At 60.7% G+C, this 25,152-nt stretch carries 28 protein-coding genes and 3 pseudogenes; 13 read left to right on the top strand and 18 right to left on the bottom strand.

The genetic code is table 11. From position 1 onward, the window contains the following. Nucleotides 1-19: 19 nt before the first annotated feature. The 3 genes from B5525_RS19800 to B5525_RS19790 form a co-directional block, all read right to left on the bottom strand. Nucleotides 20-838, bottom strand: coding sequence for a class I SAM-dependent methyltransferase (locus tag B5525_RS19800; protein ID WP_079567504.1), 819 nt, complete (start codon nucleotides 836-838; stop codon nucleotides 20-22). 41 nt (nucleotides 839-879) lie between these two features. Continuing rightward, complete coding sequence (locus B5525_RS19795) at nucleotides 880-1,590, bottom strand: hypothetical protein (protein WP_079567503.1); 711 nt, start codon at nucleotides 1,588-1,590, stop codon at nucleotides 880-882. 105 nt (nucleotides 1,591-1,695) lie between these two features. Further along, the gene (locus B5525_RS19790; protein WP_244567962.1) at nucleotides 1,696-2,808 is read right to left on the bottom strand and encodes an alpha/beta fold hydrolase; all 1,113 of its coding nucleotides are present in this window, start codon (nucleotides 2,806-2,808) and stop codon (nucleotides 1,696-1,698) included. A 119-nt stretch (nucleotides 2,809-2,927) separates the two neighbouring features. Here B5525_RS19790 and B5525_RS19785 point away from each other — a divergent pair, with 119 nt between their 5' ends. Next, nucleotides 2,928-3,896 carry a LysR family transcriptional regulator gene (locus B5525_RS19785; protein ID WP_079567502.1) on the top strand — a complete coding sequence of 323 codons (969 nt, stop codon included), beginning with the start codon at nucleotides 2,928-2,930 and terminating at the stop codon, nucleotides 3,894-3,896. Between the two features lie 34 nt (nucleotides 3,897-3,930). Here the strand turns inward: B5525_RS19785 and B5525_RS44090 are convergent, their stop codons facing one another. From B5525_RS44090 to B5525_RS19770, 4 genes are all read right to left on the bottom strand, one after another. Beyond that, nucleotides 3,931-4,092 carry a hypothetical protein gene (locus tag B5525_RS44090; protein WP_154073324.1) on the bottom strand — a complete coding sequence of 54 codons (162 nt, stop codon included), beginning with the start codon at nucleotides 4,090-4,092 and terminating at the stop codon, nucleotides 3,931-3,933. A gap of 407 nt (nucleotides 4,093-4,499) precedes the next feature. Then, entirely contained in the window at nucleotides 4,500-5,078 is a 579-nt protein-coding gene (locus B5525_RS19780; protein WP_079567501.1) for a hypothetical protein, read from the bottom strand. 418 nt (nucleotides 5,079-5,496) lie between these two features. Then, on the bottom strand, nucleotides 5,497-5,796 hold the full coding sequence (locus B5525_RS19775; protein WP_154073323.1) for a hypothetical protein: 300 nt from the start codon (nucleotides 5,794-5,796) through the stop codon (nucleotides 5,497-5,499). Further along, nucleotides 5,796-6,056, bottom strand: coding sequence for a hypothetical protein (locus tag B5525_RS19770; protein ID WP_079567500.1), 261 nt, complete (start codon nucleotides 6,054-6,056; stop codon nucleotides 5,796-5,798). Before B5525_RS19770 ends, B5525_RS19775 begins: the two co-directional genes overlap by 1 nt. A gap of 2,107 nt (nucleotides 6,057-8,163) precedes the next feature. Here B5525_RS19770 and B5525_RS44085 point away from each other — a divergent pair. Then, nucleotides 8,164-8,337, top strand: coding sequence for a hypothetical protein (locus tag B5525_RS44085; protein ID WP_154073322.1), 174 nt, complete (start codon nucleotides 8,164-8,166; stop codon nucleotides 8,335-8,337). 397 nt (nucleotides 8,338-8,734) lie between these two features. On the opposite strand, the gene B5525_RS19765 is transcribed toward B5525_RS44085, so the two are convergent. Beyond that, entirely contained in the window at nucleotides 8,735-9,229 is a 495-nt protein-coding gene (locus tag B5525_RS19765; RefSeq protein ID WP_079567499.1) for a hypothetical protein, read from the bottom strand. Next, nucleotides 9,226-9,539 (bottom strand): annotated as a pseudogene (locus B5525_RS19760) (winged helix-turn-helix domain-containing protein); the annotation flags it as partial. The pseudogene B5525_RS19760 and the gene B5525_RS19765, both read right to left, overlap by 4 nt. A 391-nt stretch (nucleotides 9,540-9,930) precedes the next feature. Here B5525_RS19760 and B5525_RS19755 point away from each other — a divergent pair. From B5525_RS19755 to B5525_RS19715, 11 genes are all read left to right on the top strand, one after another. Then, the gene (locus B5525_RS19755; protein WP_079567498.1) at nucleotides 9,931-10,362 is read left to right on the top strand and encodes a hypothetical protein; all 432 of its coding nucleotides are present in this window, start codon (nucleotides 9,931-9,933) and stop codon (nucleotides 10,360-10,362) included. Nucleotides 10,363-10,487: 125 nt separating this feature from the next. Beyond that, entirely contained in the window at nucleotides 10,488-10,784 is a 297-nt protein-coding gene (locus tag B5525_RS19750) for a hypothetical protein (protein ID WP_154073321.1), read from the top strand. Nucleotides 10,785-10,814: 30 nt separating this feature from the next. Next, the gene (locus B5525_RS44080) at nucleotides 10,815-10,988 is read left to right on the top strand and encodes a hypothetical protein (RefSeq protein ID WP_154073320.1); all 174 of its coding nucleotides are present in this window, start codon (nucleotides 10,815-10,817) and stop codon (nucleotides 10,986-10,988) included. Between the two features lie 240 nt (nucleotides 10,989-11,228). Continuing rightward, the gene (locus tag B5525_RS45430) at nucleotides 11,229-11,489 is read left to right on the top strand and encodes a hypothetical protein (protein WP_079567496.1); all 261 of its coding nucleotides are present in this window, start codon (nucleotides 11,229-11,231) and stop codon (nucleotides 11,487-11,489) included. 87 nt (nucleotides 11,490-11,576) lie between these two features. Further along, a complete protein-coding gene (locus B5525_RS47210) occupies nucleotides 11,577-11,699 on the top strand; it encodes a hypothetical protein (RefSeq protein WP_276328855.1) in 123 nt (40 codons plus the stop codon). Nucleotides 11,700-11,757: 58 nt separating this feature from the next. Further along, on the top strand, nucleotides 11,758-12,003 hold the full coding sequence (locus B5525_RS19740; protein WP_079567495.1) for a hypothetical protein: 246 nt from the start codon (nucleotides 11,758-11,760) through the stop codon (nucleotides 12,001-12,003). A 241-nt stretch (nucleotides 12,004-12,244) separates the two neighbouring features. After that, nucleotides 12,245-13,009 carry a hypothetical protein gene (locus B5525_RS19735; RefSeq protein WP_154073318.1) on the top strand — a complete coding sequence of 255 codons (765 nt, stop codon included), beginning with the start codon at nucleotides 12,245-12,247 and terminating at the stop codon, nucleotides 13,007-13,009. Between the two features lie 254 nt (nucleotides 13,010-13,263). Next, on the top strand, nucleotides 13,264-13,662 hold the full coding sequence (locus B5525_RS45850; RefSeq protein ID WP_197687938.1) for a hypothetical protein: 399 nt from the start codon (nucleotides 13,264-13,266) through the stop codon (nucleotides 13,660-13,662). A gap of 170 nt (nucleotides 13,663-13,832) precedes the next feature. Beyond that, the gene (locus B5525_RS19725; protein ID WP_154073317.1) at nucleotides 13,833-14,195 is read left to right on the top strand and encodes a hypothetical protein; all 363 of its coding nucleotides are present in this window, start codon (nucleotides 13,833-13,835) and stop codon (nucleotides 14,193-14,195) included. Nucleotides 14,196-14,363: 168 nt separating this feature from the next. Next, nucleotides 14,364-14,702: a hypothetical protein gene (locus B5525_RS19720; protein WP_079567492.1), complete on the top strand. Its 339-nt coding sequence runs from the start codon at nucleotides 14,364-14,366 to the stop codon at nucleotides 14,700-14,702. A gap of 24 nt (nucleotides 14,703-14,726) precedes the next feature. Beyond that, nucleotides 14,727-14,954: a hypothetical protein gene (locus tag B5525_RS19715; RefSeq protein ID WP_079567491.1), complete on the top strand. Its 228-nt coding sequence runs from the start codon at nucleotides 14,727-14,729 to the stop codon at nucleotides 14,952-14,954. 393 nt (nucleotides 14,955-15,347) lie between these two features. On the opposite strand, the pseudogene B5525_RS47860 reads toward B5525_RS19715, so the two are convergent. The 9 genes and pseudogenes from B5525_RS47860 to B5525_RS19670 all read right to left on the bottom strand — a co-directional run bounded on the left by B5525_RS47860 (nucleotide 15,348) and on the right by B5525_RS19670 (nucleotide 25,007). After that, a pseudogene (locus tag B5525_RS47860) lies at nucleotides 15,348-16,386 on the bottom strand (IS630 family transposase). 362 nt (nucleotides 16,387-16,748) lie between these two features. Further along, complete coding sequence (locus B5525_RS19705) at nucleotides 16,749-17,717, bottom strand: efflux RND transporter periplasmic adaptor subunit (RefSeq protein ID WP_079567490.1); 969 nt, start codon at nucleotides 17,715-17,717, stop codon at nucleotides 16,749-16,751. A gap of 2 nt (nucleotides 17,718-17,719) precedes the next feature. After that, complete coding sequence (locus B5525_RS19700) at nucleotides 17,720-17,935, bottom strand: DUF1656 domain-containing protein (protein ID WP_079567489.1); 216 nt, start codon at nucleotides 17,933-17,935, stop codon at nucleotides 17,720-17,722. Next, complete coding sequence (locus tag B5525_RS19695) at nucleotides 17,932-19,776, bottom strand: FUSC family protein (RefSeq protein WP_079567488.1); 1,845 nt, start codon at nucleotides 19,774-19,776, stop codon at nucleotides 17,932-17,934. Before B5525_RS19695 ends, B5525_RS19700 begins: the two co-directional genes overlap by 4 nt. A 180-nt stretch (nucleotides 19,777-19,956) precedes the next feature. Beyond that, complete coding sequence (locus B5525_RS19690; RefSeq protein ID WP_172899932.1) at nucleotides 19,957-21,093, bottom strand: threonine/serine ThrE exporter family protein; 1,137 nt, start codon at nucleotides 21,091-21,093, stop codon at nucleotides 19,957-19,959. Nucleotides 21,094-21,178: 85 nt separating this feature from the next. After that, a pseudogene (locus B5525_RS19685) lies at nucleotides 21,179-22,524 on the bottom strand (class II fumarate hydratase). 28 nt (nucleotides 22,525-22,552) lie between these two features. Continuing rightward, nucleotides 22,553-24,127, bottom strand: coding sequence for a malate dehydrogenase (quinone) (gene mqo / locus B5525_RS19680; RefSeq protein ID WP_079567486.1), 1,575 nt, complete (start codon nucleotides 24,125-24,127; stop codon nucleotides 22,553-22,555). A gap of 66 nt (nucleotides 24,128-24,193) precedes the next feature. Further along, nucleotides 24,194-24,523 (bottom strand): AraC family ligand binding domain-containing protein, encoded by a 330-nt coding sequence (locus B5525_RS19675; protein ID WP_338075291.1) that lies wholly within the window; start codon nucleotides 24,521-24,523, stop codon nucleotides 24,194-24,196. Nucleotides 24,524-24,626: 103 nt separating this feature from the next. Continuing rightward, nucleotides 24,627-25,007: a tautomerase family protein gene (locus B5525_RS19670; RefSeq protein ID WP_079567484.1), complete on the bottom strand. Its 381-nt coding sequence runs from the start codon at nucleotides 25,005-25,007 to the stop codon at nucleotides 24,627-24,629. Nucleotides 25,008-25,152 lie beyond the last annotated feature (145 nt).

Below are 25,152 nucleotides of genomic sequence, written 5' to 3'. Positions count from 1 at the left end.
CCTCCGATCAGCAGTTCGTTCACAGGGCCTCGAACACGGCGGTCAGGACGCCGATCCGGCTTTCCAGGAAATTTTGTCCCAAATTGGCGGAGAGCTGCGCGAAGTCCGGCCCCATCACCACGCCGAGATTTGGCGAGGGCGGCGGCCCCGATGCGCGCAACTGAGTGATCCAGGATTTGGCGGCCTCCGTGTCGTCTTGCCATGTCAGCGTGCGAAAGCCGGCCTGTTCGATCGCCTCGCGTGTCGCGGCAGCTGTCATGAGAAAGCTCGTCGCCGGCGTCCGCGCCCAAGGCACGGGATAAAGCGGTTCATCGCCGTTTGATACGACGTCGAAGGTCGCGAATCTGCCGCCTGACTTCAGCACGCGACGGGTCTCGCGGTAGAGCCGCGCCCGATCGGAGATGTTCATCGCCACGTGCTGCAGCAACGCGACGTCGAAACGGCCGTCGTCAAACGGAAGCTCCAGCGCGCTGGCGGTCTGGAACGAGACCTGCCCGGTCAGGCCTGTGCGCTCGGTCAGATAGCGCGCGGCATCCACGAATGGCTCGCTGAGGTCGACGCCCGTCACCCGGCAGCCGTAGGTCGCAGCCAGAAAGCGCGCCGGTCCGCCGACGCCCGAACCGACATCAAGAACCGACATGTCGGCGCTGATCCCAGCCAACTTGGCAAGCTCGGCGGTCGCTGCGAGCCCACGGGTGTGAAACTGGTCGAGGGCGCCCAGTTGCTCGGGCGTGAGCCGCTGATCCTCCGATCCGAGGGCCATCAGCGCCGTCTTCAGCCGCTCGGTCAGGCCGGTCGCGCGATAGTGGTCGCGCACGTCATCAAAGATATCGGTCATTGTAAGGTTCCTCTCAGCCTTCAGGCTGTTGTCGCGGATCTTCAGCTCGTCGACGTGGAGATGCCCGATGCAGGCGATCGCGTATCCCGGAGCAGGGTTGCAATGGCACGGATAGCGAGCACGTGAAGTGTGACAGCAAGCGGGGCCAGGAAGCCCGGAATGAAACTGTAGGGGAAGAACCCCATCGCCACGTTCGGCACCTGGGTGCTGATCAGTTTCAAGGGGCCAGTGAGCATGGAGCTTGTCGCGACGTTGGCGAGAGACAGCAGCCCGAGCACGTTCCAGCCCATGGCGAGCCTCAACCCAGGCCGTTCCCTGGTGGCAATCCAGGCGATGATCGGGGCCGACAAGCCGACGAACATGTCGACGTTACCGCCCGCGTAGGTGAGCAGCTTCGGCACGAGGCCGTCCTCCCGCAGGCGGTGGATCAAAAGCTCGACGCCGATGCGGAAACTCTCGAAGCCGAGGATCAGCCAGAGCGGAATGGCGGCCGCTACCCATGCCCCCATGTTGGAGCGGACCACGAAGACAACGAACAGAAGGAAGGGGCCAACCAGCCAGACTATGCCAGGCGGCCGTAGCGACGGATCGCGCACGTAGCCGAGAGCGCTCAACAGGCCAACATAAGCGAGCCAGATCGCAAGCCCCGCGATGATGGCAAATGTCATCTGGCGCGGAAGATAGGCGGCGGAAACGCCGATCACCGCCGCGACGACGAAAACCAGATAGGTTAGAAACATTTGCGCGGTCATGTGTCTGCTCCAACAGAAATGGCTCGAAGACAGTCTGGCCCGAGGCGCCTGCTACGAATGGTGGATTTCGTCGGGCCGCCGGGCGACGGGCACCTGCAACAGCACCTACAAGCTCTGAAGGAAGTCGATCATGGCGGCGCTTACCTCCGGAGCGCGTTGCTGCTGGGTCCAATGACCACAGCCCGGCAGCATGATCGAGGGCCGGAGCCTGGGGACCAGTGCCGACTGCTTCGCGATGTCCTCGGAGAAAACGCTGGCGACAAAATCCCGGTCGCCTGCCATGTACAGCGCGGGAACAGTCACCGCCGCTCCGGCGAACGGAGCCATCAACTCCCAGCCGCGATCGATGTTGCGCCACCAGGCGAGAGGACCATGGAATCCGCTCCGCGTGTATTCCTTGATGTAGACATCGATATCGGATTCCGTGACCCACGCCGGCAACGAAGGCGGGTCGGTCATGAAGCCGCCCTTCCGAGGCATCATCCCGGGCGGAAGTCCTCCAACGCCCGCGGACCGTGGGCTGTCGCCCGACAACGTGTAGAATTGGTAGCGGAAGGTGAGACGCAGGTCGCGCTCGAGCCCCGCCTCCGCCGCGGGATTCTGGAGGTAGAGCTGGTAGAACACTGCGTCCTCGGTCCGCGGCATGAGCGTCGTCGGTGGCCCCGGGTCGCCAAACCCCCGCGAGCGGAACGGCGGGCTGAGCGCGATAACAGCGCCGAAGCGGTCGGGGCGCAGTAACGCCGCTTGCCATGCTATTGCGGCGCCGATGTCGTGGCCGGTGATCACCGCTTGCTTGGCACCGAGAGCATCGACGAGACCCACGATGTCGCCGATGTCATCGAGAATCGTATACTTCTCCACGCCCTCCGGACGGTCGCTTAGCCCATAGCCGCGCAAGTCCGGAGCCACCGCACGGAACCCAGCCTTCGCCAGCGCCGGGAGCTGATGGCGCCAGGAATACCAGCATTCGGGAAAGCCGTGGCAGAGAATGACGAGCGGGCCTTCACCCTGCTCGGCCACATGCAAGCGGATGCCGTTCGTTCCGATCATCCGGTGCGTCACCTCGGGCATCGCCGGATCCACCCAGGACGTCGGCTCCGGGCCAGCCCCGCCGGGCTCGGCGGCGGCGGCTTTGAGCGGCTCCGCGAAAGCCGCGCCGACGGTGAGCGCGCCCCCCGCCCAGAGCATGTCGCGTCGGGAAAACGTCGCGTCTCGCATGGTGTTGCTCCCTTGATTGTCGCGCATCCGGGGCCTCGACGTCGGGGTGCCTCCCGATTTGCACGTCGAACATACGTCTGCTTCCGGCGGGCGACTATTCGTGATAATATTGACGGGCTATGAAGCAGAACTTCACAGTCAGGCAAGGCGCGCTCGACGGCGTGGAGGCGTTCCTGAGCGTTGCCCAGCACCGCAGCTTTCGGAGAGCCGCCGCAGAACTTGGGGTGACGCCGTCGGCGATCAGCCAGGCCATACGGGCACTCGAGGCGCGCGTCGGCGCGGCACTCCTCATTCGCACGACTCGCAGTGTCGGGTTGACCGAAGCCGGCGAACGATTTCTCCTGCGCGCAAAGCCCGCCTTCGAGGAGCTTGTCGCCGCAAGCGAGGTCGCGCGTGACCTTGGGCAGCGGCCTGCCGGACTGTTGCGCCTCACGGTACCGCGGGCGGTGGTGCCGATCCTGCTGGAGCGGCTGATCGCTTCGTTTTGCAAAGCCTATCCCGATGTCGAGGTGGAGATCGTCGCGAGCGCGGATCTGGTCGATATCGCTGCCGAAGGGTTTGACGCCGGCATCCGGCAAGGCCAGTTCATCGAGGCCGATATGATCGCGGTGCGTCTGACGCCGGCGCACCCGCTGACGGTGGTCGGTAGCCCGGACTATCTGCGTCGGCGGCAGCGGCCGGAACTCATCAACGATCTGCGCCGGCATGCCTGCCTGCGCATGCGCCGCTCGAACGGGTCGATCGCGCCCTGGTCCTTCGTCAACGGCAACGAGGCGGTCGAAGTCATCGTTTCAGGACCTTTGATCGCCAACGACATGCCCACAATGCTTGGCGGAGCCGTCGAAGGATTGGGCCTTGCGCAGGTGCCCGAGCCGATCGCTGCCGGCGCGGTGAAAGCGGGGAAACTCGTGCCCGTGCTGGAACCCTTCGCGCCCATGGCGCCGGGCGTGTTTCTCTACTATCCCAGCCGCCATCAAATGATGCCGAAACTGCGTGCCTTCATCGATCACGTGAAGAGCCGCTCGGATTCGATCCTGCTTTCGGCTGCCGGCAAAGTGCGCGCGAAAACCAATATGCAAAGGCGCTAACGGGCCGAACGCTTTGTCTCCTTGGCTGCTGGCTTCACCTTGTCCTGCCGGATATCGCCATCAGCATTTCGCGCTGGCCCGATGCCGCCTTCTTGGACTTGCGGCCCTCGGCCGGCTCCGAGGCGCCACCGTTGCCGGCATCGTTCAGGCTCTTGCGTGGCGCGTCGATCAGATTGACCACGTTGCGCTGCTTCACGGCTGTCCGAACCGGGTCGCCCTCGCCGCGCTCGCGACCTAACCATGTTCAATCTGGAGATCGACAGCAGCCTGGCGCATGAACGGCCGCTTTGCGCCAGAAGCGGTCCTTCCTGAGATGTGGCTTTCATTTTATGCCTATAGCCAAAGCAAGTATTTTGTTCGCGTCTCTCTTCCGTCCGAAGTGACTTATTTAAGAGCTGGTAGTGACAGGCGCGAAATGGCGCAGCAACTCCCGCCAAGCATGGGAGGCGGCATGTCGTTTACCCCTATTAGGATCAAAGATTCGCCAACATCTAAATCTCCTGCAACGCCACTCCTTCCGCCTCCATCGCCGTCCAACATGCGAGAAGAAAAGTAGCGGTCAGGGGCGGCGCAGCGCTTCGCCGGGCCGGTGATTGTCGCAACCTAGGTGGACGAGCGTTCGCCGGTTACGAGCGCAATGGCAACGCGAACAGCCGTCATAAACGAAGGTATGCTCAGCAGCGCGAAGCCCCAAGCAAACAGGATGGCGGTCGTTATTCGCCAACCCCGGTAGTAGTTCGACATATGCTTAAAGTGTCGGCGCAGAAGGCTCCGCGCTAGATCGCCGGTGGTGTCAAAACGCAAATCGTCTATTGATACAGATTGCCCAACAACGTTCCCGAGCGTCATTACTTGCGCGCTGTCTATGTGAGGTGCCACGCCAGCAACGTAATCCGCCCAATCTCCATACTTTTTCACGAACGATGGGCACTTCCATTGATAGATGGCTGCTCCGACACCAAGGAACATGAGCCCGAAATAGACCAGATAAAGCTTAAGGCTCCAGAGGTGGTCCCAAACGCTCGCAGGTTGATGCACCCACTCAATCCCGTGCAGCTTTAGATAATCGGCGATAGTCGAATTGAGGATGATCAGATAACCGATAACCGGCACGATGATCGAAGCGCGGACCGCGTTCGAATTGCCGATGCCTCTAAGGTCCGCCCACGTAGGCCACCGCATTCATGTCGCTCTTGCTATTTGCCAATATACGGTCGGTGCTTGCGCACTCCCCGCCGCCCGCCGGGCCTCTTGCTCCCCAATGGAAATTCGGACGGACATCAGCGACTATGATGCCGGAACGTTTAGGGTCTCTGAGCATCCAACTTCAATTTGGGCCATGCGCGAAATCCAATGATCCACAAAACGATAAGTGTTCCCAAAAACGGCACAAACGAAACAAAAGACCACCAACGCGAAATTCCCACTCGGCCTAGAATCCGCCATGACGGAATAAGCGTAGCAAGCGATAGCGCTGTCGACGATGCCACGATTAGATCGTTGTTATGGACCACACCGTCCCCGCTTTCTGCCGACAGCTTGCGCGTAACCGTTATCGGCGGCAAGCACTATACGACCGCCACACCGTATCAGGTCTGCCTCACCGATCCCTTGCCAATTTCCGCCGCCCCCAATGCGTCTCTTTGCGGTCGGGGTTGAACTCCCGCTCGACGTGCCGATTGTGCGCCCGTATGACGCCGATCCGGGCGAACATGGTCGGGCCGCCAAGTTCAACGACCAAGAGCAGTGCCTCCATCGCCGCTTGCCATTCCGGGGCGTCGTGCTCGGCTTTCGGCAGCTTGGTGATGAAGGTGCCAGCGTCCTGCAGCGTGGTGAGCTGACGACCGCGCGGCAAGAGAATCGGATCGTCGAAAGCGCGCTGCCAGTCCTTGGCCGCCATCAGGCGAACGGCTCGGCACCGGCAGGGGTGAACGTCACATAGGTCCCGGATTCGTGCAGCCACAGCCAGCCCAACGTGACCGCTCGCGCGAGCGCGGCTCGGTACTGGTCCGGTGTGCCGCCCTCCTTGAGGAAAGGACCGTTGATCAGCTCGATGTAAATGCGACCATCTTGGACCGCCTCGACCGCATTGGCGATCTCAACCAGTCTGCGGGCGGCGGCGTCTGGATCAGCGAAGTGGCTCGGCGAAACGAATTTCATGGGCTCTGGTTACCATGATCGGCGGCATCAGCAACGTTATGCCTTCTTGCAGAATGGTTTTCGCCACAAATCGGTCGCTACCTAACGGCGTCCGCGTCGCGTATGGGCCGGGTAGCCGGGCACGCCCCTTTTCTCTTACCCCAGAGGTGCGAGCGCTCGGCTACTTGTCCATCCATTGACCTTTGGTCGCGTCCCAGCGATGCCCCAACGCGCTATGTCGGCGCATGTTCGCTAAGGCGGATTTGTCGGCGCGCTTCTGCTGCCACTCTTCAAAAACGGGTAGATAATCACTGCAATATAGAGGCCGATCAAAAATCCCCACATGCGGCCCTCCTGTTGGAAGAACCTTAAAGTGGCCCGACGCGCAATCTGCCGGGAGAAGGCGCGCCGGGCCAGTCGTGCATCATAGGAGTTTTCTGAGGTCTTCCTATGCGCGACCGACAAAATTCATGCAACCAACGTGCCGAAAAGACGGTTGTTGCGCGCGCCCGCCGAGCGGCAAGAGCAATAAACTGGCGTTTGTGAGCATACGGCTCACACAGGAGGCCGCATCCGGTCGATGATCTTTTGATCCGGGCCATCGGTCGCCGCTGATCGCGGTCCAATGGCTGCAGCGGAAATCGGAGCAATAGATCAGGAGACCGCGAACGCCGGAGGCGCGCATCTCGCCGAAAGGTGATTCTTTTGGCGGGGGTCGGGCATGGGGCCATTGAAGCCTGGGCGAGGCCGGAATCAAAAATATATTTTCAGAAAGCGCCCTGCCCTAGACGGTCCCTGCGGGCCTTTTTGTGGGCCTTCTGAGAAGTGCCGTTGGAGATAATGCTAACATTTCAACGCGTTAAGGGCATCTCTCGAATCCAGCCCGGAGAGCCAACCAAATCAATCACTTAGCGAATAAACCTAAAATCCCCCAAACCGGCCGTGTCTGCATAGTGTCTGCAAATCGATTGCCGCGAGTTTGAACCTGCGCACGCGCAATGCGTTATGCATTTAGAGCACTGTGACCGGACTTGCTGATGATCATGCGATGTAGGGTTTGCGACGCCTGCCAGACTGCTTGCGCGACGATCGAGACCGACTCTGGATTTTTCCTTTGCGACGAATGCGAACCGGTTGCGGTCATCGCGTTCCAGGAATTTGAACTTCCGCCCTCGCCGCAGATCAGCCCTCCCTGACTCTAGGAAGCCCGCTGGTGAGTCCGGCTCGCCCCGGCTGTCATGTGCCGGCCGCTCGCGCCAACCAGTCCATTGGGCGTAGAGCCCTCGCACGGCCGCGATGGTGTGATCAGATTCCAACACCAGCGGAAAATCAGCTCTATCCTTATTCGGAACACAGTTGTGCCCACCGCCGTTCGCACGACTTCGGGAAGCTGTTTGGCGATTGAGCGCGTCAAATCACCGAAAACCCGGAGTTGATATGAGTATCATCCCCCTGGACCTCCAAAGACGGTGCGAACGGCGATGGGCCGCTCGACTTTCCCGGCCGACGGAATCGGTCGCACCTCGAACCCAGCGGCTGGAGAGGGGGAGCCCGCAGATGGCCGGGCCTCACAAGAGTAAAAGAAAAACCCACCGGGTTGAAGCGGCGGGCTCGAAACCTTGATCGGTGATGTGAGCGCGGGACCGAAGCCCCTCGCCGTTTGGAAAGAACGAGCACGATTGTGAACCAGTTCACATTTGCTCGGCATGGCGCCTGCTAACCTGTTACCGCTGGGGATTTCATGGCCAGTAACAGGCGCCGCCGGGACACACATTTCGAGCCCGACGGCGCAAATTTTTTTGAGACCTGGTTTTCTGTCTAGGCCGATCGGCGCCGCCGGATGGGCGGACTCGCCTCGGCTCCCGTGAAACCATTTTGGCCGACCCGCGAAGCGTCCCGGAAACATTGACGGCCTAGCCTCACCCCGATCAAACAAGGGGGTGCAGCCGTGTGGGCCTTGATCATCAGCCTGATTTACGACCGGTCCTGCCAGAAATACCTTGCCGACATGTCGCGGCATCAACACCGGTGGATCTAGCGGAGGAGCCAAACACTTGTGACCTAGCTCACAGACCACCCTTGCGGATTGTGTTCTCTGTGTAGGCCCGAAGCGGGAAAGAGCGGTGCCATGAACAGCCTAACGGAAACTATGCCGATGGTGGCAATGGCGATCACGAGGACCACTATGAAGGACCGGCTGTTCACGGCCTGCTATTTGGCCTCGACCGCCGTCGCAATGATCGGTTGGCTGTCCGCGTTCGGTTGGGCCACCGTCGCGGTTGCAAAATGGCTGTTGGCCTAATTCAAGTATCCGGCGAGCGCGCAGCCAATCATGATCCAGAGCGCAACGTTTACTTCCAACGCGACCCCCATCGCGTATCTCCCTTGTTTGATTTACGAGGATTAGAAGCGACTCACGCTCCGCAACTAATAAAAGTTCCAACAGGCGATTTAGGCCAATTCAAGGTTGTGCGCTGCACGTGCACACGTTTCCACAGGATGGACCCGAGATAATCGTGCAGCGTCCGATATTTCGTAGCTCCGATATTTCAGAGTCGACGGAGAGACATTCCGGGAAACCAAAAAGAGAGGCGGCCCGGGAGTGACCGGGGGCGGTCTCGTCGTCTATCGCCGTAGCCGTCTTGCGTGAGCGGCGAGCCGCTGGCGGTTGCGCTTTCTAGCCGTTCGGCGCCGGCGCTTCACTGGTCGTGCTCAGTCGCTAAATTTAGGACAGGTTGTCCCAAGTCGGGGGCCGGTAAATTTACCGGAAAGTCGGAAGTTTCCGACTGCAGCGCCTTCAGGGTCTGCACCGCCTGAGTGAGCCCGACGCTGATCGTGGCCAGCGCTCCAAATGCGCGGTCCAAAGTTTGAAGCCACTCGTTTCGGATATCGGATTGGACCGCTGCAAGCGGTTCGCCCTTCAATCCGGCGGTGTGCATTTTGCCGACCACTGTTGCACCGAACGAGACCGCGGCGATGCAGTCCCGCAACGGGCTACCGCGGAGTTTTCTGCGATCGACCTCCGAATACGCTTCTGCTCGAACGCGCGAAATGGAGACGATATCGGCCGGCGCTGTTTCCAACGTCGCGACTTTCGCCGCCCGCGCCTCTGGTGTGCCGTTCTTTGATCGGCGCGGCTTTTTGGAGTGGACGCGGTGGCTGGCGCTGTAAGGGAATTTGACGACGTTGCTCATGCCTGCACCGCTTTCTCGGTCGCAGCGAGAATGAACCCGGCTCCGCGGATATTGCGGATCTTGGGGCTTCATTTGGCCCGTCGACCTTGCGACGCAGTTTTCCCAAGTGAGCATCGACGAGGTTGGTTTCAGGCACGAATTTGTAGTGCCACACCTCTTGGAAGAGCATGGCGCGTGTCAGGATCTGGCCGTGGCGGCGCATCATATATTCGAGCAGGCAGAATTCTCGCGGCAAGAGGTCGAGCGATCGGTCGCCGCGCCTCGCTATTCGATTGGTGAGATCAAGCTCGAGGGATCCCACGCGAAGGAGATCCGGGGTGTCCGGGGTACCTATGGCCTGGGTCGTGGTGCTCGCCGCGGTGGCAACTGCGCCGCCGGCCGCAACTGATAAAAACCGCCGCCGCGTCGGGTCGACGGGCGGAAACATGGGTCGTTCGAGGGTCATGGTGGTTTGCTCACTGATTTCGGCTGATCAAAGCCGTCGCCCGGTGTCAGACCGAGCAGCCGGGGGTTGATCACCAGCCAGTGAGACTGGTCGAGACGCTTTTAAGGGCCGAAGCCCTCTGGACAGCACGCTCGCCCCCGGCCATTATCTGGCCGTTCGGAGCCGCGCCGCCAAGCGCGTCCGTCGAAACCTCATCCCGAAGGGAAAGGTTTCAAACCCGCCGCGCTCGACGCCAATCGAACGCACTGATCCTTAGATGGATTTCGGGTATTCACTGGTCCGGGTGATCAAACCCAGTGAACATGCTCAACTGATTTGGTTAAAAAAGTCCATCCCCTATTGGGGAATCCGCTTGCGCAATACTGTCGGTCGGGGAAAACTCCCATGGCTCAATCGACGTCAGCGGCGACGTCGCGACAAGGGGCTGGCAGGAGCGCAAATGTCGTCGACGCCGGCTCAGCGAGACCAATTTGAGGTTTCGCCTAAGGGTATAACCCACAAGCCGACCGGGGCGACGTACACTCCCCATGCTGGCGCCCCGTACTCGGGAAACACGAATCTTGGGCAGCTTGGAAGCGTGCTGCCGAATGGCGAAGATTATCGCCCCCATGAGGTTCAGATGTTGATGGAGCAGTTGTGGGTAGAGTACGTCGAGGCGAATCCTCGCCTGTTCGAGGTTCATGATTAATGAGGACGCCAGCGCCGCCTGGTCGAGATCGGGCTGAAGGTGAAGGGAAAATGAGGATCGCAATCGCCGCGGCGGTTGTCGCAGGCTCGCTAGCGGGATGCCACTCCGATGGGGAGGCAACAAGCGTGCTTGATCAGGCGCCGATTGAAAGCGCCCTATTGATCGGAGATTACAAGAAAATCGCTGGCTGCGCTTACGAGCGCCTCGAGAAGACTGCTGGCAACGGGATCAAAAAAGCCGACCTAGAAGGATCCTCCAGGCTCGCCTTGGAGTCCGGCGGCGTTCGTTATTGGGAACTGCTCTTCCGGCCCGCTGGAAAGAATGAAACCAAGGTGGACCTGTCGGTCGTGCAGACCATGTGGGGCCCCGACACTATGAGCACCGCCAAAATCATGCCGGAAGTTAGAGCTTGCGCAACTTAACCTGCGCGTCGATCGGCCGAAAGCGAGAAGATGAGCAAGCGCACGATCGCTCTGTTGATTTTAGCGGCCGTTGCAGCTACTGCCCTCACGGCTGAGGTTACCTATTTAGTGCTCGACCGCTTCGTGCTCCGTGATCCGAACGATCCACTTACCAAAGCGGGCGGGCTATCTCCGGCGCAGGACCTGAAGGCGAAGGGAAAATGACGGGCCCACGTCCAGCGGGCCGCCCTTGGACGCTTACCGACGACGATATGCTGCGCAAGCTAGTAACTTCGGGAATGAAGCCGCGGATGATTTCCCAAAAGATGAAACGCTCCATCGGAGCCATCCAATCGCGAATTTACCTTTTTAAAAAGCCCGGGAAGCGGCTTCCGCCGAAACGTTCCTGATTTGCTGATTTGACAATTCCGCCCCCCGGGGGGAAGTCGACGGTGGGAATGGCCCATGGAGTTCAGCCGCGTCATTAGTCCCGTCGAGGACATGGAAATATGGAACGCCAGCAGCGGCGGCTTTTCGTTCGTGATCAGTTATGAGAGCCGCGGCGGCCCCGGCTTTCACGGACACACGGGCTTCGTGGCGTCGTGGCGATCGATCGATCAGAACAAGGGCGCCATCAAGATCGGCGGCTCGCCCTTCAAAACGCTCGCTGAGGCCGAAGAAGCCTGCAAGGCCATGCTGGGCCACCTGACGAACGAGATCGAGTAGCCACGCCCTTCGGGGCGGCTTTCGCGAGTGAAGCATTGCTTTCGACCTGCGGTTGCGGTTGGATACGGTTAGGCGGAGAGCCAACTAATGCAACCTCGGGAAGCGGTGCCTCTATGCGTCAGGCTCACGTTGGGACTGATGATTGTCGTCGCCGTCATATACCTCACGGGCTACTTTGTGATCGAGGATCTCCTGGCGTTCTTCAAATGACGAATGCCATCCGCCGCCTGGTCGAGATCGGGCTAAAGGCGAAGCCAAAGGGCTAACAATGGAGCGCCCAACAAAGGAAAAGAAAACAGCGGAAGAGTTGGCGGCGATGATCCGCGAAGATCTGAGCAAGATGGACGGCTGCCCCGAGCGCGGAGTTGTCGTGACTGTCTATGGTTTCAACCCATGGAATGCGATGCTGACGTTTGGCGTCGATGCCGGCCCCGTCCCGAATAAGGCCGAGCTAGACAGTTTTTTTGAAATCATCATCGAGCGACTGAAGCGGCTGTACGACGCCGGAGCCTAGCCCGGGAGACTTTCGCGGTTCTCCCTTACCCACCACCGCAAGTTCTTAAACCCGAATTTAATGGCACCCACTGATTGCGGACCTAAATCGTAGTAGTGGCGGTAGCTAGTCCCTCCCGGCACGTCCCAAGTGCGGCTCCAGCTTCCCCCGGGCTGGAGCCGTTTCCTTTAGGTGCTGCCCCGCCTCCGGCTGCAGCGCGGTAAGATCGCCGCCCTTGCCCTCCACCGCAAGTTGCGCTTGGATGAATGCGGGTCTAGGGGGCGATCAAATGAGAATTCTGGCAATCGTGGCGCTGTGCGCCGCGTTGGGCGGTTGCGTTACTGGCGGCGAAACGGTTTCATTTCGGGCATCGAATCCGCAGCAGCAGACGATGATGCGCGACGGGCAGCCGGCGCTCGTGTCGCGACAAAAAACCTCGCTGGTGCTGGTGCGGCCAGCCTCTCGACAACTCAAAAGCAATGGCCGGCCGGTGTTCGTGGTCGGCATCAATAATTTGGGGAAACAGCCTGTCGAGTTTCGGGTTGGCCAGGTCGAGGCGTTCCAGCACGTTGCTGGCTCCGACTTCGAGATGAAGATCGTGACTTATGAAATGCTGGTGCAGGAGGAGAATAACAGGCAAATCGCTGCGGCTATCCTCACCGGGATCGCTGGCGCGGCGAATGCCTATAGTGCTTCGCAGGCAGGCTACGGCCACTACGCGACGCCCAACGGTCGAACGGGAACATTTTACAGCCCAACCGCTGCGGCCATCGCTCAGAACAATGCGGCCGTTCAAAATGAGGCGATGGTCGCGGCAACGGTCGAGAGCGGGCAGCGGAACATGGCGGTGCTGGAGCAATCGGTCATCAAGGACAACACGCTGATGCCAGGTGAATGGTATGGCGGCCAGCTTCACATCGCGCCGCCGACCGACCAAGCCGACGGACAAAAGACCTACACGATCGTCATCACCGTCGGGAGTGATCGCCATGTGATCGAGGTTGCTCAGGGCGCAACGGGAACGTGATCCACATCCGCCAAACAAGCGCGGCGTAGTAGCCGTCGAGCAAGCCTCGAATTCGATGAAGTGCGGGATCCGGTTTCAGGGGCCGCGGCCGTCGGGCGCTTAAAGTCACGATCTGAAAGGCAATGTGGGTAAGGCGATGGACCTTCAAAAACAGACTTATGCGGCGATGGACTTTGCCTGGAAAGCCGGTTCAGGCGCGATCTTCGGATTGCTTGGCGGGAAGGCGATTAAATGAACGAGGATGATCCTGTCTTATGGAAATATTCATAATCTGGCTGGTTTTCGCTTTTCTTGTTGGTATTGCTGCCAGCTCGCGTGGCCGCAGTGGCGGAGGATGGTTTATCCTCGCAGTGATAATCTCGCCTTTGATCGCGATCCTGTTTGTTCTGGCACTACCGAATCTGAAGCAACAGGAGTTACTTACCCGACTGGCTAAATCAGAGCCGCCTGCACTCCCCCGCCCCAGCCTGGGCGGCAAGAGCACGCGCGTCGCCGTCGACCGGACCCCTCGCCCATTCGAACCCGACGGCGTCTATGCCGGTGTGCCGTATCGAGTAGCGTCAGACGGATCAATCGACGCGATCATGCAGGGAGCGATGGTTAAATTCCGCGATTTCGACAAATTCACCGGCGCGATGGGCCCGGGGCAATGACCGCCAGGCCCCCATTCGCGGGTTCTATAGTGGCTTTCCCGTGTGAAGGCCCCGACATCCAGCGGCTTCACTGTGAGTCTTGCCCGCGCGATGATAGGGCATGCCCGCTCTCACCCGCCGCCGATATCCCGAACGCCAGGACTGCTGGCACGTCTACTATGGCGACGTGCATGTCCGGAACGATCGCTGTCCGCGCCGGCGTGCCGGTTGATGTCGACCAATGGGGTTGGGACTGCGGTTTCTATCCACCATCGCACCACGGCCTGCATGTCCAGGGCACGGCCGAGACCTTCGAACAGGCACGGGCCGACTTCGAGGCCGCATGGAAAGAATATCTTCCGAAGTGCTCGCGGGCCGACTTCGAGGAATACCGCCGCTCGGTTGCCTGGACATCGTGGAAATATGCCATGTGGGACAAGGGCTGCAGGATACCGACGCAATCGACCGATGGCCGGTCACAGTGCTTCTGCGGTGAAACGATCGACATTGCCGGCACCGCAGGCCACGTTTACGCGGCCCACATGGCCGCATGACCTGGTCTCGCCGCTTCGAGGACCCGATCATTCGGGTGCGCCTCGAAGTGCGCCACCACCCGCCCCACAATTGCAACCGGCGTCCACCCCGCACGCCGAGCGCGGCTTGCGCGCCCAAACCACTCGGCGTAGCGTTTGTGGTTCGCCTCGCCCACTAGGAGAAAAGTCATGTTGATTTCCTTCTCGGCCCTGGCCCTGTCATCGTCGCTGATCGTTGCGGTCGCGGATAATGTTCCAAACTTCAACATCGAGCGCGGGTGCAAGGACGACAGCGAAGCCGCATTCGATCCCAATGCCGGATTGGACGCCACGATCAAGAGGTGTTCAGATGAGGAGAAGGCGGCCAAGGCTCAGCTTCAAACGCAGTGGTCGCAATTTCAACCATCCGACCAAAAAATGTGCCTTGAATCGGTCAGCGGTACCTCTGGTTTGATTACGCCGAGCTACGTCGAGTTGCTGACGTGCCTCCAAGACCAACAGGATGTCCGAAAACTGCCGAAGGACTAGCGATAAGTACGGTGCATTTGCCTGATGCCGTGGTCGCGCGCGTTCGAGGATCCGATCGCGCTGCCAAAAGGCCGGCAACTTCTAACCCTCGATGAGGCTGCCGCCTACATCATGAAGCTGCCGAAGGGCGAGCAGAACCTCCCTAAGTGGCAGGCGGCGACCGAGGCCCTAATCATGGCGGCGGAAGATCGAGGCCCGCTGTTGCATGCGCGCGTCGGCATGCTGCGGGCGTTGAACCGACACGTCGTGTGAGGACTCAATCCGTAACACCCTGTTCTGTTTTTCATGTTGACTGACGGTTTTCGTGCAGCGGTGGCGGTCGCATAGCCTAATGATTCGAGCATGGGTGATTCGGAGCAAGCCAAGGTTCGAATCTGCGAAGGCTGCGGCGCGCAAATGCTTTACCTCGGTATGCTTCCCCCAATCGGACAAAAACCAGCTGTGTTCGTTTTCCGATGCTTCAGTTGCAATAGGGTGACACGCGAGTAATACGCTCCCGAAAGAGGCCACCTGCGTCAAATGCGGGAAGTAGATGCTGTTTTCATTCACCGAGGAGGAAAAGCCGGGCTTCGTGCATCACATTTATGAATGCAGGCGATGCCGGAGCACCCAGAGCTTCGTCACCCCGGTCTAATACCAACGGCCCTAAGGATTGACCGTTGCCCATGATCGATTTGGATCGTCTGCGAAGAAGTTCCATGCTGCGCAGGCTTTATCGACGATGTCGTCGTAGTCGTCGAAGACGGTGATCGCGAGTTTGTTGCCGCGCAGATATTCCCAGACGTTTTCGATTGGATTGAGTTCAGGGGCGTAGGCCGGCAAGTGCACGAGGGTGACGTTGTCGGGGATGGTGAGTGCGGCAGCGATGTGATAGCCCGCGCCGTCGAGGACGAGGGCGGCGTGGCTACCTGTGGCGACCATGCGGCCGATGGCGATGAGATGCAGCGACATGGTCTCGGCGTTCGCCGCCGGCATGACCAGGCCTGCGGCGACGCGACGTTGCGGACAGGCGGCGCCGAACAGATAGGCCCAGTCGTAGCGTTGGTCGCGCGGGGCCTCGTTCCACGCTTGGCCCAGACGCGGGTTAGCGTGCCCTGCTGGCCGATCCGGGCCTCGTCTTGGAACCAGATTTCGATCGGCTTGTCTTTGGCGTGGTCGAGGAGCTGCGCCGTGACTGTCGTGGCGAAGTTTTTTTAAACGCCTCCTGGGCTTTTTCGTCGGCCTGCGGGTGGCGGGGCCTTACCGACAGCCTGCGGTAACCGAGCTTGGCCAGAACCTTCCCGACCGAACGCTCGTGGAGCGCGACACCGAAGCGCCGCTGCAATTCGTCGCGCAGATCGATCCACCGCCAACGCACCACTCCGTGCCGCGCCGGATCGGGGCCGGCCTCGACAAGCTCAGCCAATTCGGCCTGCTGCTGTGCCGTGAGCTTCGATCCAGGGCCTGGCGGTGTGAGATTGCGAAGCCCAGCCAGTCCCTCGGCGTTGTAACGATGCACCCAGTCCCGCAAGGTCTGTCGATCCATGCCGCAGGTTTCGGCCGCCGTCTTGCGGTCCATGCCGTCGAGCACCAGCGCAAGTGCCAGCATCCGCCGTGACACCGCACCATCCTTTTCCCCACTCGCCGCCTTGCGAAGTTCCCGAGCCGTAAGATCAAACCGGGTGATCGAAATCGCCGCTCCCATCGATGCCGCTCCTCTCAAAGAGCCAGCATCGAGTCAGAGTTTCCCTGATTTGGGAATCCCAAAAATGAGTCAGTGTTTGGGCCCGTTGGTATCACTCAAGGCGTTTGGCGACCGGCGAGCGAAAGTCGCAGCCTCCTGAGCGCAAACTGCTCTACCGGCGCCCGGGGGCTAAGTCACCCCTTTAAGTCCGCCCTTAAGTCGCCCCTAATATTAAGTCATCCCTTAAGCCCAATGACTTATCCCTTCTCGCGATCGGGAGGTGCCATTGTTCCGCGACCGCGCGACGGTCATCGGCTGGGCATTACGTGGGCCGGAAGGATCGTCCGTATTTTTGCACGGCGGGTGTGGTGAACCGTCGTTCGTCAATTCCGCCCTGTTTGTTCGCACGTTTGGGCTGCATCCGATCCGCGTCGGGCACTTGACTGGCGATGAACATCGGCTTGTCCTGCCTTTCCGCCCTGGATCGAGACGGTCGCCGTCATGCCCGCTGACAGCATGATCGGGCATGGTACGTCGTCCAGCTCCACCCGGATCGGAATGCGTTGCGCAAGGCGGACCCAAGTGAAAACCGGGTTCACCGACGGAAGGCCTTGCACGCCGGGCGCAGCGTCCGCAACGCTGATGCCGTGGCCAAAACCCGCGACATGCCCCCGCGCTGGCCGGTCTGGATAGCCCATCAGCACCATCTGCGCGCTGTCGCCGAACCGAATGCGCGGCAGCTGGGTTTCCTCGAAATACCCGACCACGTAGAAGCTGTCTGCATTCACGACCGTCACCGCCGGCTGGCCGGCCTTGGCGAAGCCTCCTTGTTGCAGGATCAAATCCGAGATCCAGCCATTCACGGGTGAGCGGACGGTGGTGCGCTCCAGGTCGAGCCTCGCCTGATCAAGGGCGCCGTTTGCCTCCTGCATCGCAGCGTTTGCGGCCTGGGCGATGCCGATGGCGTTCTGCCGCTGTTCAGCTGACACGGCGAGGTCCGACAGCTGGGACCGACGTGTCGCCTCCGCTCCCAGATAGTCTGCCTGTGCCTTGGTCTGCGCCACCCGTCCGGTCGCCTCCTTAAGTTTGTTCTGGTAGTCGCGAGGATCGATCTGAAACAGCACGTCGCCCTTGTGCACAAACTGGGTATCTTTGATGGGTAACGAAACAACTGTGCCCGACACCTCGGGTGCCAGCTGGATGGTGTAAACCCGCACCCGTCCATCCCGTGTCCACGGCGCATATTCGTAGTAATTCCATGCCATCCAGGCGAGGCCGATCGCAGCGCCAAACATGATTAGCGTAGCGACGAAATTGAATGCTGCTGGCGGCACCCACGGGCGCGTTGGCATCGTTACGTCCCACCGAAACGGAGCGACAGGATAAATAGGGCGGTCATCACGATCAACAGGCTCAGGTCAAACAAGGCGCGATTCCATACGAAGCGGTTGATGTCGGTTTTGTCTAGAAGACGCCGCAAGATGAGCGAGAGGATCAATGCCACAGCCAGACAGATCAAAGCCGGGCTGACGAACACGCCGAGCAGATCGATTTCGCGCAAAGGGATCACTGCACCTGCTCTCCCGCAAGGTCGGGCCAGAGTTCCAGTTCGCCCGCGCCGATGAGCAACGACAAGGCAACGATTCGGTCATGCTGGCGCGTCGTGCAGTCCACATTGCTGACTAACTGTCTTAAGGTGGAACCGGCCTTCAGGCCTTGCGCCCGCACGACCGCGCCTACCTGACGCCCGAGATCGGGATCCTCGCGCCGGAGCGCCAAACCCAGCAGGCCGGCTAGCAGCAGCGCCTGGCCACCGTTGATGGCGCCGTCTTCGTCGCCAACCTGGGTGAGCCGGTCGAACATTCGCGCGAGCCAGCGATCCGTGTCTGGGCGCAGAAAGTCCGGCGCACAAACGCTGGCAAGAAAGCCCTTGGCCATCCGTCGCCTGGCGCGCGAGCGCCGTGTAGAAGCGGATGCCGGTGGCGGCAGTGCGGAGAACGCGATCACCGCCAGCCACAGACCCAGCAGGTCCGCCACCACGTCATTCAGCGTCGCGTCCAACTGATATTGCATGACATTGGTCGGTCCGATGATGCCCAACACCACGAGGCCGTAACCGCCGCCGGATACCGCGCGCGCGTCCGAACGCCCCAGCGCCGCCAGCATGCACACCGGCAGGAGCACCACCGCCAACAAGGGAAAAATGCCGCTTGTCGTCAAGACACTGTAATGCACCACAACGCCGACGACGGCGGCCAGCGCAGCTCCGACGAGAAAGTTTCGCGTCGCGATGGTTGGGCTGGGGCGCGCGGCCAGGAGTATCGACGCGACGGCTGTCCAGGTTACCGCGCCTGACCCCGACGGCCAACCGGACGCATACCAGAAGCCATTGGCTAAGGAGACCGCCACGGCGGTTCGTATCGCGTTGTTGAAGGCCTGTCGTCCATCTCTGTCGATCGAAAGCAGTCGAACGGGGGTGCGGCGGTTGCCGACCCGCCGCCCCTCCCGCAGCAGCAGGCTGGCCGACCGGATTCGCGGCAACTGCCGGCCCCAGTCGGCGAAATGGTTTCCCAAGAGCTCGCTGGTCTCGCTGCCATCCCGCGGCCCCAGCCTGCGCTCCAGCAGACCGACGGCGAGCAGGTGCAACAGGCGGGTTGGCGCGTCGTTCACGGCGCGTCGGCCGGTCTGCAGCGACGGTTGTTCGGTGAACGCGTCAGCCACCGCGAGATCCAGCGCCAGAACCTGGGAGACGGGAGGTTCGGGTACGTTGCCGCCGCGTTGGACAGCCCGCAGCCACTCGCCGCACGCCGTCGCCGTGGCGTCCAGCCGGTCGGCAAGGCTGCTGCTGACCTCGCGCACGCCAGCGGCAACCAGAACCGACGAAGCGTGGGCGCAGGCGATGCCCAGCAGCAGCGTCGAGCACCGGTCGACCGCCACTTGGAAGACCAGGCTAGGCTGATCCAAATTGGCCAGCGTCACAATTGGCACCGTGTAGCCCATAAGGGCGAAGCCATACGACCGCTGCCCGCGCTCCATGCTCGCAGGTACCGTCAACAAGGCGAGCCACAACGCGACGGCGGCATCGAAGGCGAGCGTAGACTGGGCGAAATTCGCGGTCAGCGCGAGCGCGATGCCACATCCGATGATGCTGCTGACAGCCCGCCACAGACTCTTCTGCAGCGAACTGGCGCGCGTCACGAGGGAGACGGACAGCACGGTCCAACCCGCCCATTCCGGCCGATCGAGTTCCAGCAGCATGGCTAGGTAGATTGCCCCCACGGATGTCAGTGCGAGCCGCGCCGCGCTGAACGCTTCCGTCGGCCAGCATGGTCGCGGCATCTGTGACGCGATTGCCGCGCGCCAGACGCGAACAGATCGCGCCAGCCGATGCAGATGGTAAGTCTTTGCCATCCCGCGTAATCCTTAGCCGGTCAACACAATGGCCAACGGTGAACAGCCGCCGAGCCCAAGAAAACTGATGATGTCGGCGCTGCCGGCCGTCAGGCTGAGCACCGTGGTCAGAAGCTTCGCAGCAAGTGACCGCGTCGATCGCAAGCGCGGGAGGCCCCCTCGCCGCCGGGTTGCCGTGCATCATCTATCATTGCACAGGCTCTCCAGTGATCTCTCGCCAATGAAGTCGATTAACGTTTTTGGAATGATGAGGCCGAAGCTCATCGCCAATATGATCATTACGGCAATCATGCCGTCGGAAGTTGTCGCACCTATCAGTTGCAACGTGGTCTGCGAGCCGCTTCCGATTTGCACAAGACCGCTCACCATTCTGAACAGGTAAACGCCCGGCACCATCGAAACGACGGAGGCAAACCCGATCGCCGCAAACGGCATGTGACTACGGCGTGAGACGGGCGTCAGGATCAGCCCGACGACAACACAAGCGACACCGGCGCCGACGGGGGCGGCGAAGCCGAGCAAGGTCAGTATCGCCCAGCGCAGTCCGTGGGCGAGCATGCCCACCGCCACAGGCCATGGCAGCATGTTGAGCGGTGTGGAAAAGAACACGCTGTAAGCGGCAACGGCGATGCCGGCAGCGATCACGTCCTGCCAGATCGGGACGGCCCTGCCGGGCGCATCAGCCGGGAGCGAGACGCCGATAACCGCAAGTCCAAAAAGCAATCCCACCGAGATCGCCACAACTATAAGCCCCGCATAGATCAGGCGGGCGGCGCCGAGATGAATTCGGCCATTGATAAAGTCCAACGCGCTGTTGAGAAGATGCGGTCCCGGCACCAGGACCATGCACGGGCAGACCGCAACAAGGCGCAGCGACGAACTGAGATCATAACGAGCCGCGAGCGCGCCGACCAAGCCCGCGAGGAGCACCGCACAGGACGGCTGGACGAAAACGTTCTGGCTCAAACTCGCCAAACCGCGACGCAGCAAGGCGCCGCACCCCGCGCTCACGAAGATCAAGATCGCAGGAGCGAAATGCCCGACACCGAAGATCGCGGCCAGCGCCACCGCGCCTGCCGCAGCTGCGAGGATGAAAAGCCATGTCGGAGCCGGCGGCGCCCGTGAGATCGCGCCGATCATCTCCATTGCGGCTCCTGGTACAACCCTGCCAGCCTCGACATCCTCGATCAGTCGCACTGCGGAAACCACGCGATCCATATCCACGCCGGTGGGATTGGCCGCCAGCTGGTTAACCACATCGATGCTTTTTTCGTCTGACTGAAACGAGGACAAGGTTGATCGCTCATCCATCGCCATCGAAGCTTCCCTCAATCCATCTGTCAGGGTTGAACTATTCGTGGAGCCGCCCCGAGCCGGTCGGCACGGCTCCAACTTGCTCCGTCTACGCGCAGGCCGCGCTGTTGGCGGATGCATCAGTTGCGACATAGGGCTTCACCATCTTCTTCGGATCGACGACCCGATCGAACTCGGCTTCCGTGACGAAGCCAAGTTTCAATGCCGCAGCTTTCAATGTGAGATCATTGTCCATGGCGTAGTGGGCGATTTTCGACGCCTTGTCGTAGCCGATGACAGGGGAAAGTGCCGTGACGAGCATCAGCGAACGCTCGACATATTCGTTGATTTTCTTCAGGTTGGGCTTGGTACCCTCGATCAGGAACCTTCGGAAGTTCACACAGCCGTCGGTCATGATCGTGATGGAGTGAGTGATGTTGAAGATCATCAGCGGTTTGTAGACGTTCATCTCGAGGTAGCCGCCCGCGCCACCGAAGCCTACCGCGACGTCATTGGCCATAACTTGCACGGCAATCATTGTCAGCGCTTCACACTGGGTCGGATTGACCTTGCCCGGCATGATCGAGGAGCCCGGCTCATTCTTCGGGATTTCCAATTCCGCAAATCCGGCGCGCGGTCCGCATGACAGCCCTGCACGGTGAACTTGTTCGGCGCGGTGATAAACGGCAGCCCGGTCAGCTTGGCAATCTCGGCAGCCGCCGATTCGGCAAAGCCCGGTGCCGAATTGATGCCGGTTCCGACCGCCGTGCCACCGAGTGCTAGGCGATACACGCCTTGCAGGGCTGTTTCGATCCGGTCCAGATCGTCCGACAACATTCCGGTGTAGCCAGACCATTCCTGTCCCAACGTCAGCGGGGTGGCGTCCTGCATGTGCGTGCGCCCAATCTTTACGACGTCGTTCCACGCTTCTGATTTCGTGGCGATGGCGTCGCGCAACGCGAAAACCGCAGGCATGAGACGCTGCTTCGCGTTGACGGCTGCGGCGATATACATGGCCGATGGAAACGTGTCATTCGACGACTGCGCCATGTTGACGTGATCGTTGGGATGCACCGGGGCATGGCCGCCAAGAGGGGTCCCTGCGAGCTGGCAGCAACGGTTGGAGATCACTTCGTTGACGTTCATGTTGAACTGCGTACCGCTGCCGGTCATCCAGACATGCAAGGGAAACATGTCGTGGTGCCGGCCGGCGAGAATCTCGTCACAGGTCTGAACGATCAGTTTGTATCGTTGATCGTCAAGCCGCTTACTCGCGTGATTCGCGGTGGCCGCGGCCTTCTTCAGGGTGGCGTAGGAGCTGATCATCTCGCGAGGGATCAGATCCTTGCCGATGCTAAAGTGTTCGAGCGAGCGCTGGGTCTGCGCCCCCCACAGCTTGTCCGCCGGCACCTCGACCACTCCGAGGCTATCGGTCTCTTTTCTCATCTCGACCATGGATCTCTCCTGGGATTGCTGCGTAAAGCTACCGATGGGCAGGATCTTTCTCGCGAGCCGGCGGACGCTGCGGATCCGGAGCTGCTGAGATGTCGTTGATCTTGAGCACTAGCGCCGTTTCAGCGCGGACGCGCCGGCAGGCGTCTGCGTCGGTCTTGAGATCAATCCCGTATGTCGGAATGATAGCTTTTAGCCGGGGTAACCAGGCGCCTTCGGTCAGTTCGTTTCCAAAGCATTTCTTGAGCACGTCGATCGAGATCGACGCAGCCGTGGACGCGCCTGGCGAAGCGCCCAAAAGCACCACGATCGATTTGTCTTCCGCCGCCACAAGCTCGGTGCCGAACTCAAGATCGCCCACCTCGTGATTGAGCCACCCCTTGCTCTCGTGCGGCTTTATGGTCTGCACGCGCACCCCAGCGACGGCCTCTTTCCAATCTTTTTTCGCGGCGCGCGGGAAGAACTGCTTAAGGGTCGCGAACTGATGGCTCGAACTCTGCAGGACCTGACCAATGAGATATTCGGTCAAATCGATATTGTCGCGTGCGACGTCGAGCAGTGGAATGATGTTGTCGAAGGTCAGCGACGTGAACAGGTCCGTAAGTGCACCACGCTTGAGGAAGCGCGTGGAGAAGCCTGCGTAGGGGCCAAACAGCAGCGAGTGCTTGCCGCCGATGACGCGTGTGTCGAGGTGCGGCACTGACATCGGGGGAGAGCTCGAGGCGGCCTTGCCATATACCTTGGCATGATGGCACCGACTCACGTCCTCGACATCGCAACGCAGCCAGATGCCGCTGACCGGGAATCCGCCATAGCCTTTGCCTTCGGGGATCTTCGACTTCTGTAGTAACGGCAGGGAGCCGCCACCTGCTCCGATGAAGACGAATTTGGCCGACACGGTTGCGAGCCCGCCATCATTGGTGTCCTTGACCGATACGCGCCAGCGCCCGTTGTCCTCGCGGTCCAGACCAACGACCTCGCGATTATAGTGAAGGTGAAAGCCGGACTGATCGGACAGGTGTTTGACAAGCAGGTGGGTCAACGCGCCATAATCGACATCGGTGCCGGTGATCATGCGGGTTGCCGCGAATGGCTCTTCGTCGCCTCGCCCATCCATGATCAGCGGCGCCCACTCAGCGATCTTGGTGCGCTCCTCACTGTACTCCATGCCATGATAGCAGTGATTGGCCGACATCTCCTTGAAGCGCTCGCGCAGGAACGCAACGTTGCTGGCACCCCAGACGAAGCTCATGTGCGGGCACGGGTGGATGAAAGCACGCGGGTTGGGGATTGCGCCCTTTTTGACCAGGAACGACCAGAGCTGGCGCGACAGGTCGAACTCGGTGTTGACCTCGAGCGCCTTGGAGATATCCACGCTGCCGTCTTTGCGCTGAGGTGTGTAGTTCAGCTCGCAATTGGCGGCGTGACCGGTTCCAGCGTTGTTCCAGCCCTCCGAGCTCTCTTGTGCACAATCGCCAAGCGTCTCGAACATGACGACAGTCAGCGACGGTTCGAGCTCCTTCAGGAAAGTTCCGAGCGTCGCACTCATGATACCGGCGCCGATCAGAACGACGTCGGGACTATCCGAATTACTAAAGATGGGCATGGGAAGTTCTCCCCCTCGAGATCGAGGCGTTTGGATGCGGGTGACGTGTCGTTCGTGACCGCAAGATCAGCGATCCGCTTTGCGGAATGGGACCGCGACGTTGGGCGCCAAGATTACATAGGCTCGGCGCCAGGGTTGGTCGTCCACGAGCCGCCAGCTATGCCCGGTGCCGGTCGTATCCTCGGCCAACAAAATATCGCCGGGACGGATGATGAAGGTCTCGTTCTTGGCGGTCTTGAACTCAAGCGTACCGGATAGGGTGATGACGAACTGGCGGGCCGGCGCGTCATGCGGGGCAAAGGTGCCGCCCGATCTAGTCTCGCGGAACGAGATGCTTGACGCCATGATCTTGTCGCTGAGAATATCGCCACGCTCGCCCTTCGGAAGGTCGATCATCCCTTCCTCGAATAGCGAGTTACCATCCTTTGCCGTCCAGATCCGCACACATCGTATCATCACATCTCTCCTTTGAAAGTTGGCTGGGCGCCGGGTGTTTGCGTTAGACGAGCTGCGCCTCGCCGTTGCCGAACGACCAGTTCTCGCGTTTCACTTCGACGAGATTGACTACAAGGTCCTCCGGGCGCAGCCCAATGCGCTCGCGCAGGCCGTCCGCCAGGGTTCTGTAGAAGCCCCTCTTCACTTCGGCATCACGACCTTCGTTCAGCGTCACCTGGACCACAATCGCATCAACGGAGCGTTCGATCCCGAGGTAGGTCTGGTCGATCACAAGGTCGGCGGGCGCATGCTCGGTGAAGATGTGGAATCGTTCTTGCAGCGGGACCTTGAGCGCCGCATGCATGGCTTGCTGGATTGCTTCACCCACGGCTGCTCGATACTCAGCAGGTTTGCCCGCGGGCAGTTCAACGCGAACGAGAGGCATCAGTTCGTCTCCTACGGGTCTCGTCTCTGCTCGACGAAAACGACAAGCGATCTGATCGAACATGGCTGCGAGCCCGTCGAACGTCGCTACGTTTCGTGGAGTATTTGTTAGAGCTGCGGCAAAACGGTAATATCGTGCCCGCTTG

Origin of the sequence: Bradyrhizobium erythrophlei, assembly GCF_900129505.1 — a bacterium.
In the GTDB taxonomy this organism is placed as follows: domain Bacteria; phylum Pseudomonadota; class Alphaproteobacteria; order Rhizobiales; family Xanthobacteraceae; genus Bradyrhizobium; species Bradyrhizobium erythrophlei_D.
Note: the sequence above shows the minus strand (reverse complement) of the source record. Positions and strands in the feature narration are given on the sequence as shown.

Excerpts from the sequence above, each read along its gene's own strand:
- B5525_RS19800 (WP_079567504.1), bottom strand. The coding sequence starts at position 838 with ATGACCGATATCTTTGATGACGTGCGCGACCACTATCGCGCGACCGGC.
- B5525_RS19795 (WP_079567503.1), bottom strand. The coding sequence starts at position 1,590 with ATGACCGCGCAAATGTTTCTAACCTATCTGGTTTTCGTCGTCGCGGCG.
- B5525_RS19790 (WP_244567962.1), bottom strand. The coding sequence starts at position 2,808 with ATGCGAGACGCGACGTTTTCCCGACGCGACATGCTCTGGGCGGGGGGC.
- B5525_RS19785 (WP_079567502.1), top strand. The coding sequence starts at position 2,928 with ATGAAGCAGAACTTCACAGTCAGGCAAGGCGCGCTCGACGGCGTGGAG.
- B5525_RS19780 (WP_079567501.1), bottom strand. The coding sequence starts at position 5,078 with ATGCGGTGGCCTACGTGGGCGGACCTTAGAGGCATCGGCAATTCGAAC.
- B5525_RS19775 (WP_154073323.1), bottom strand. The coding sequence starts at position 5,796 with ATGGCGGCCAAGGACTGGCAGCGCGCTTTCGACGATCCGATTCTCTTG.
- B5525_RS19770 (WP_079567500.1), bottom strand. The coding sequence starts at position 6,056 with ATGAAATTCGTTTCGCCGAGCCACTTCGCTGATCCAGACGCCGCCGCC.
- B5525_RS44085 (WP_154073322.1), top strand. The coding sequence starts at position 8,164 with ATGAACAGCCTAACGGAAACTATGCCGATGGTGGCAATGGCGATCACG.
- B5525_RS19765 (WP_079567499.1), bottom strand. The coding sequence starts at position 9,229 with ATGAGCAACGTCGTCAAATTCCCTTACAGCGCCAGCCACCGCGTCCAC.
- B5525_RS19755 (WP_079567498.1), top strand. The coding sequence starts at position 9,931 with ATGGATTTCGGGTATTCACTGGTCCGGGTGATCAAACCCAGTGAACAT.
- B5525_RS44080 (WP_154073320.1), top strand. The coding sequence starts at position 10,815 with ATGAGCAAGCGCACGATCGCTCTGTTGATTTTAGCGGCCGTTGCAGCT.
- B5525_RS45430 (WP_079567496.1), top strand. The coding sequence starts at position 11,229 with ATGGAGTTCAGCCGCGTCATTAGTCCCGTCGAGGACATGGAAATATGG.
- B5525_RS47210 (WP_276328855.1), top strand. The coding sequence starts at position 11,577 with ATGCAACCTCGGGAAGCGGTGCCTCTATGCGTCAGGCTCACGTTGGGA.
- B5525_RS19740 (WP_079567495.1), top strand. The coding sequence starts at position 11,758 with ATGGAGCGCCCAACAAAGGAAAAGAAAACAGCGGAAGAGTTGGCGGCG.
- B5525_RS19735 (WP_154073318.1), top strand. The coding sequence starts at position 12,245 with ATGAATGCGGGTCTAGGGGGCGATCAAATGAGAATTCTGGCAATCGTG.
- B5525_RS45850 (WP_197687938.1), top strand. The coding sequence starts at position 13,264 with ATGGAAATATTCATAATCTGGCTGGTTTTCGCTTTTCTTGTTGGTATT.
- B5525_RS19725 (WP_154073317.1), top strand. The coding sequence starts at position 13,833 with ATGTCCGGAACGATCGCTGTCCGCGCCGGCGTGCCGGTTGATGTCGAC.
- B5525_RS19720 (WP_079567492.1), top strand. The coding sequence starts at position 14,364 with ATGTTGATTTCCTTCTCGGCCCTGGCCCTGTCATCGTCGCTGATCGTT.
- B5525_RS19715 (WP_079567491.1), top strand. The coding sequence starts at position 14,727 with ATGCCGTGGTCGCGCGCGTTCGAGGATCCGATCGCGCTGCCAAAAGGC.
- B5525_RS19705 (WP_079567490.1), bottom strand. The coding sequence starts at position 17,717 with ATGCCAACGCGCCCGTGGGTGCCGCCAGCAGCATTCAATTTCGTCGCT.
- B5525_RS19695 (WP_079567488.1), bottom strand. The coding sequence starts at position 19,776 with ATGGCAAAGACTTACCATCTGCATCGGCTGGCGCGATCTGTTCGCGTC.
- B5525_RS19690 (WP_172899932.1), bottom strand. The coding sequence starts at position 21,093 with ATGGCGATGGATGAGCGATCAACCTTGTCCTCGTTTCAGTCAGACGAA.
- mqo (WP_079567486.1), bottom strand. The coding sequence starts at position 24,127 with ATGCCCATCTTTAGTAATTCGGATAGTCCCGACGTCGTTCTGATCGGC.
- B5525_RS19675 (WP_338075291.1), bottom strand. The coding sequence starts at position 24,523 with ATGATCGACCTTCCGAAGGGCGAGCGTGGCGATATTCTCAGCGACAAG.
- B5525_RS19670 (WP_079567484.1), bottom strand. The coding sequence starts at position 25,007 with ATGCCTCTCGTTCGCGTTGAACTGCCCGCGGGCAAACCTGCTGAGTAT.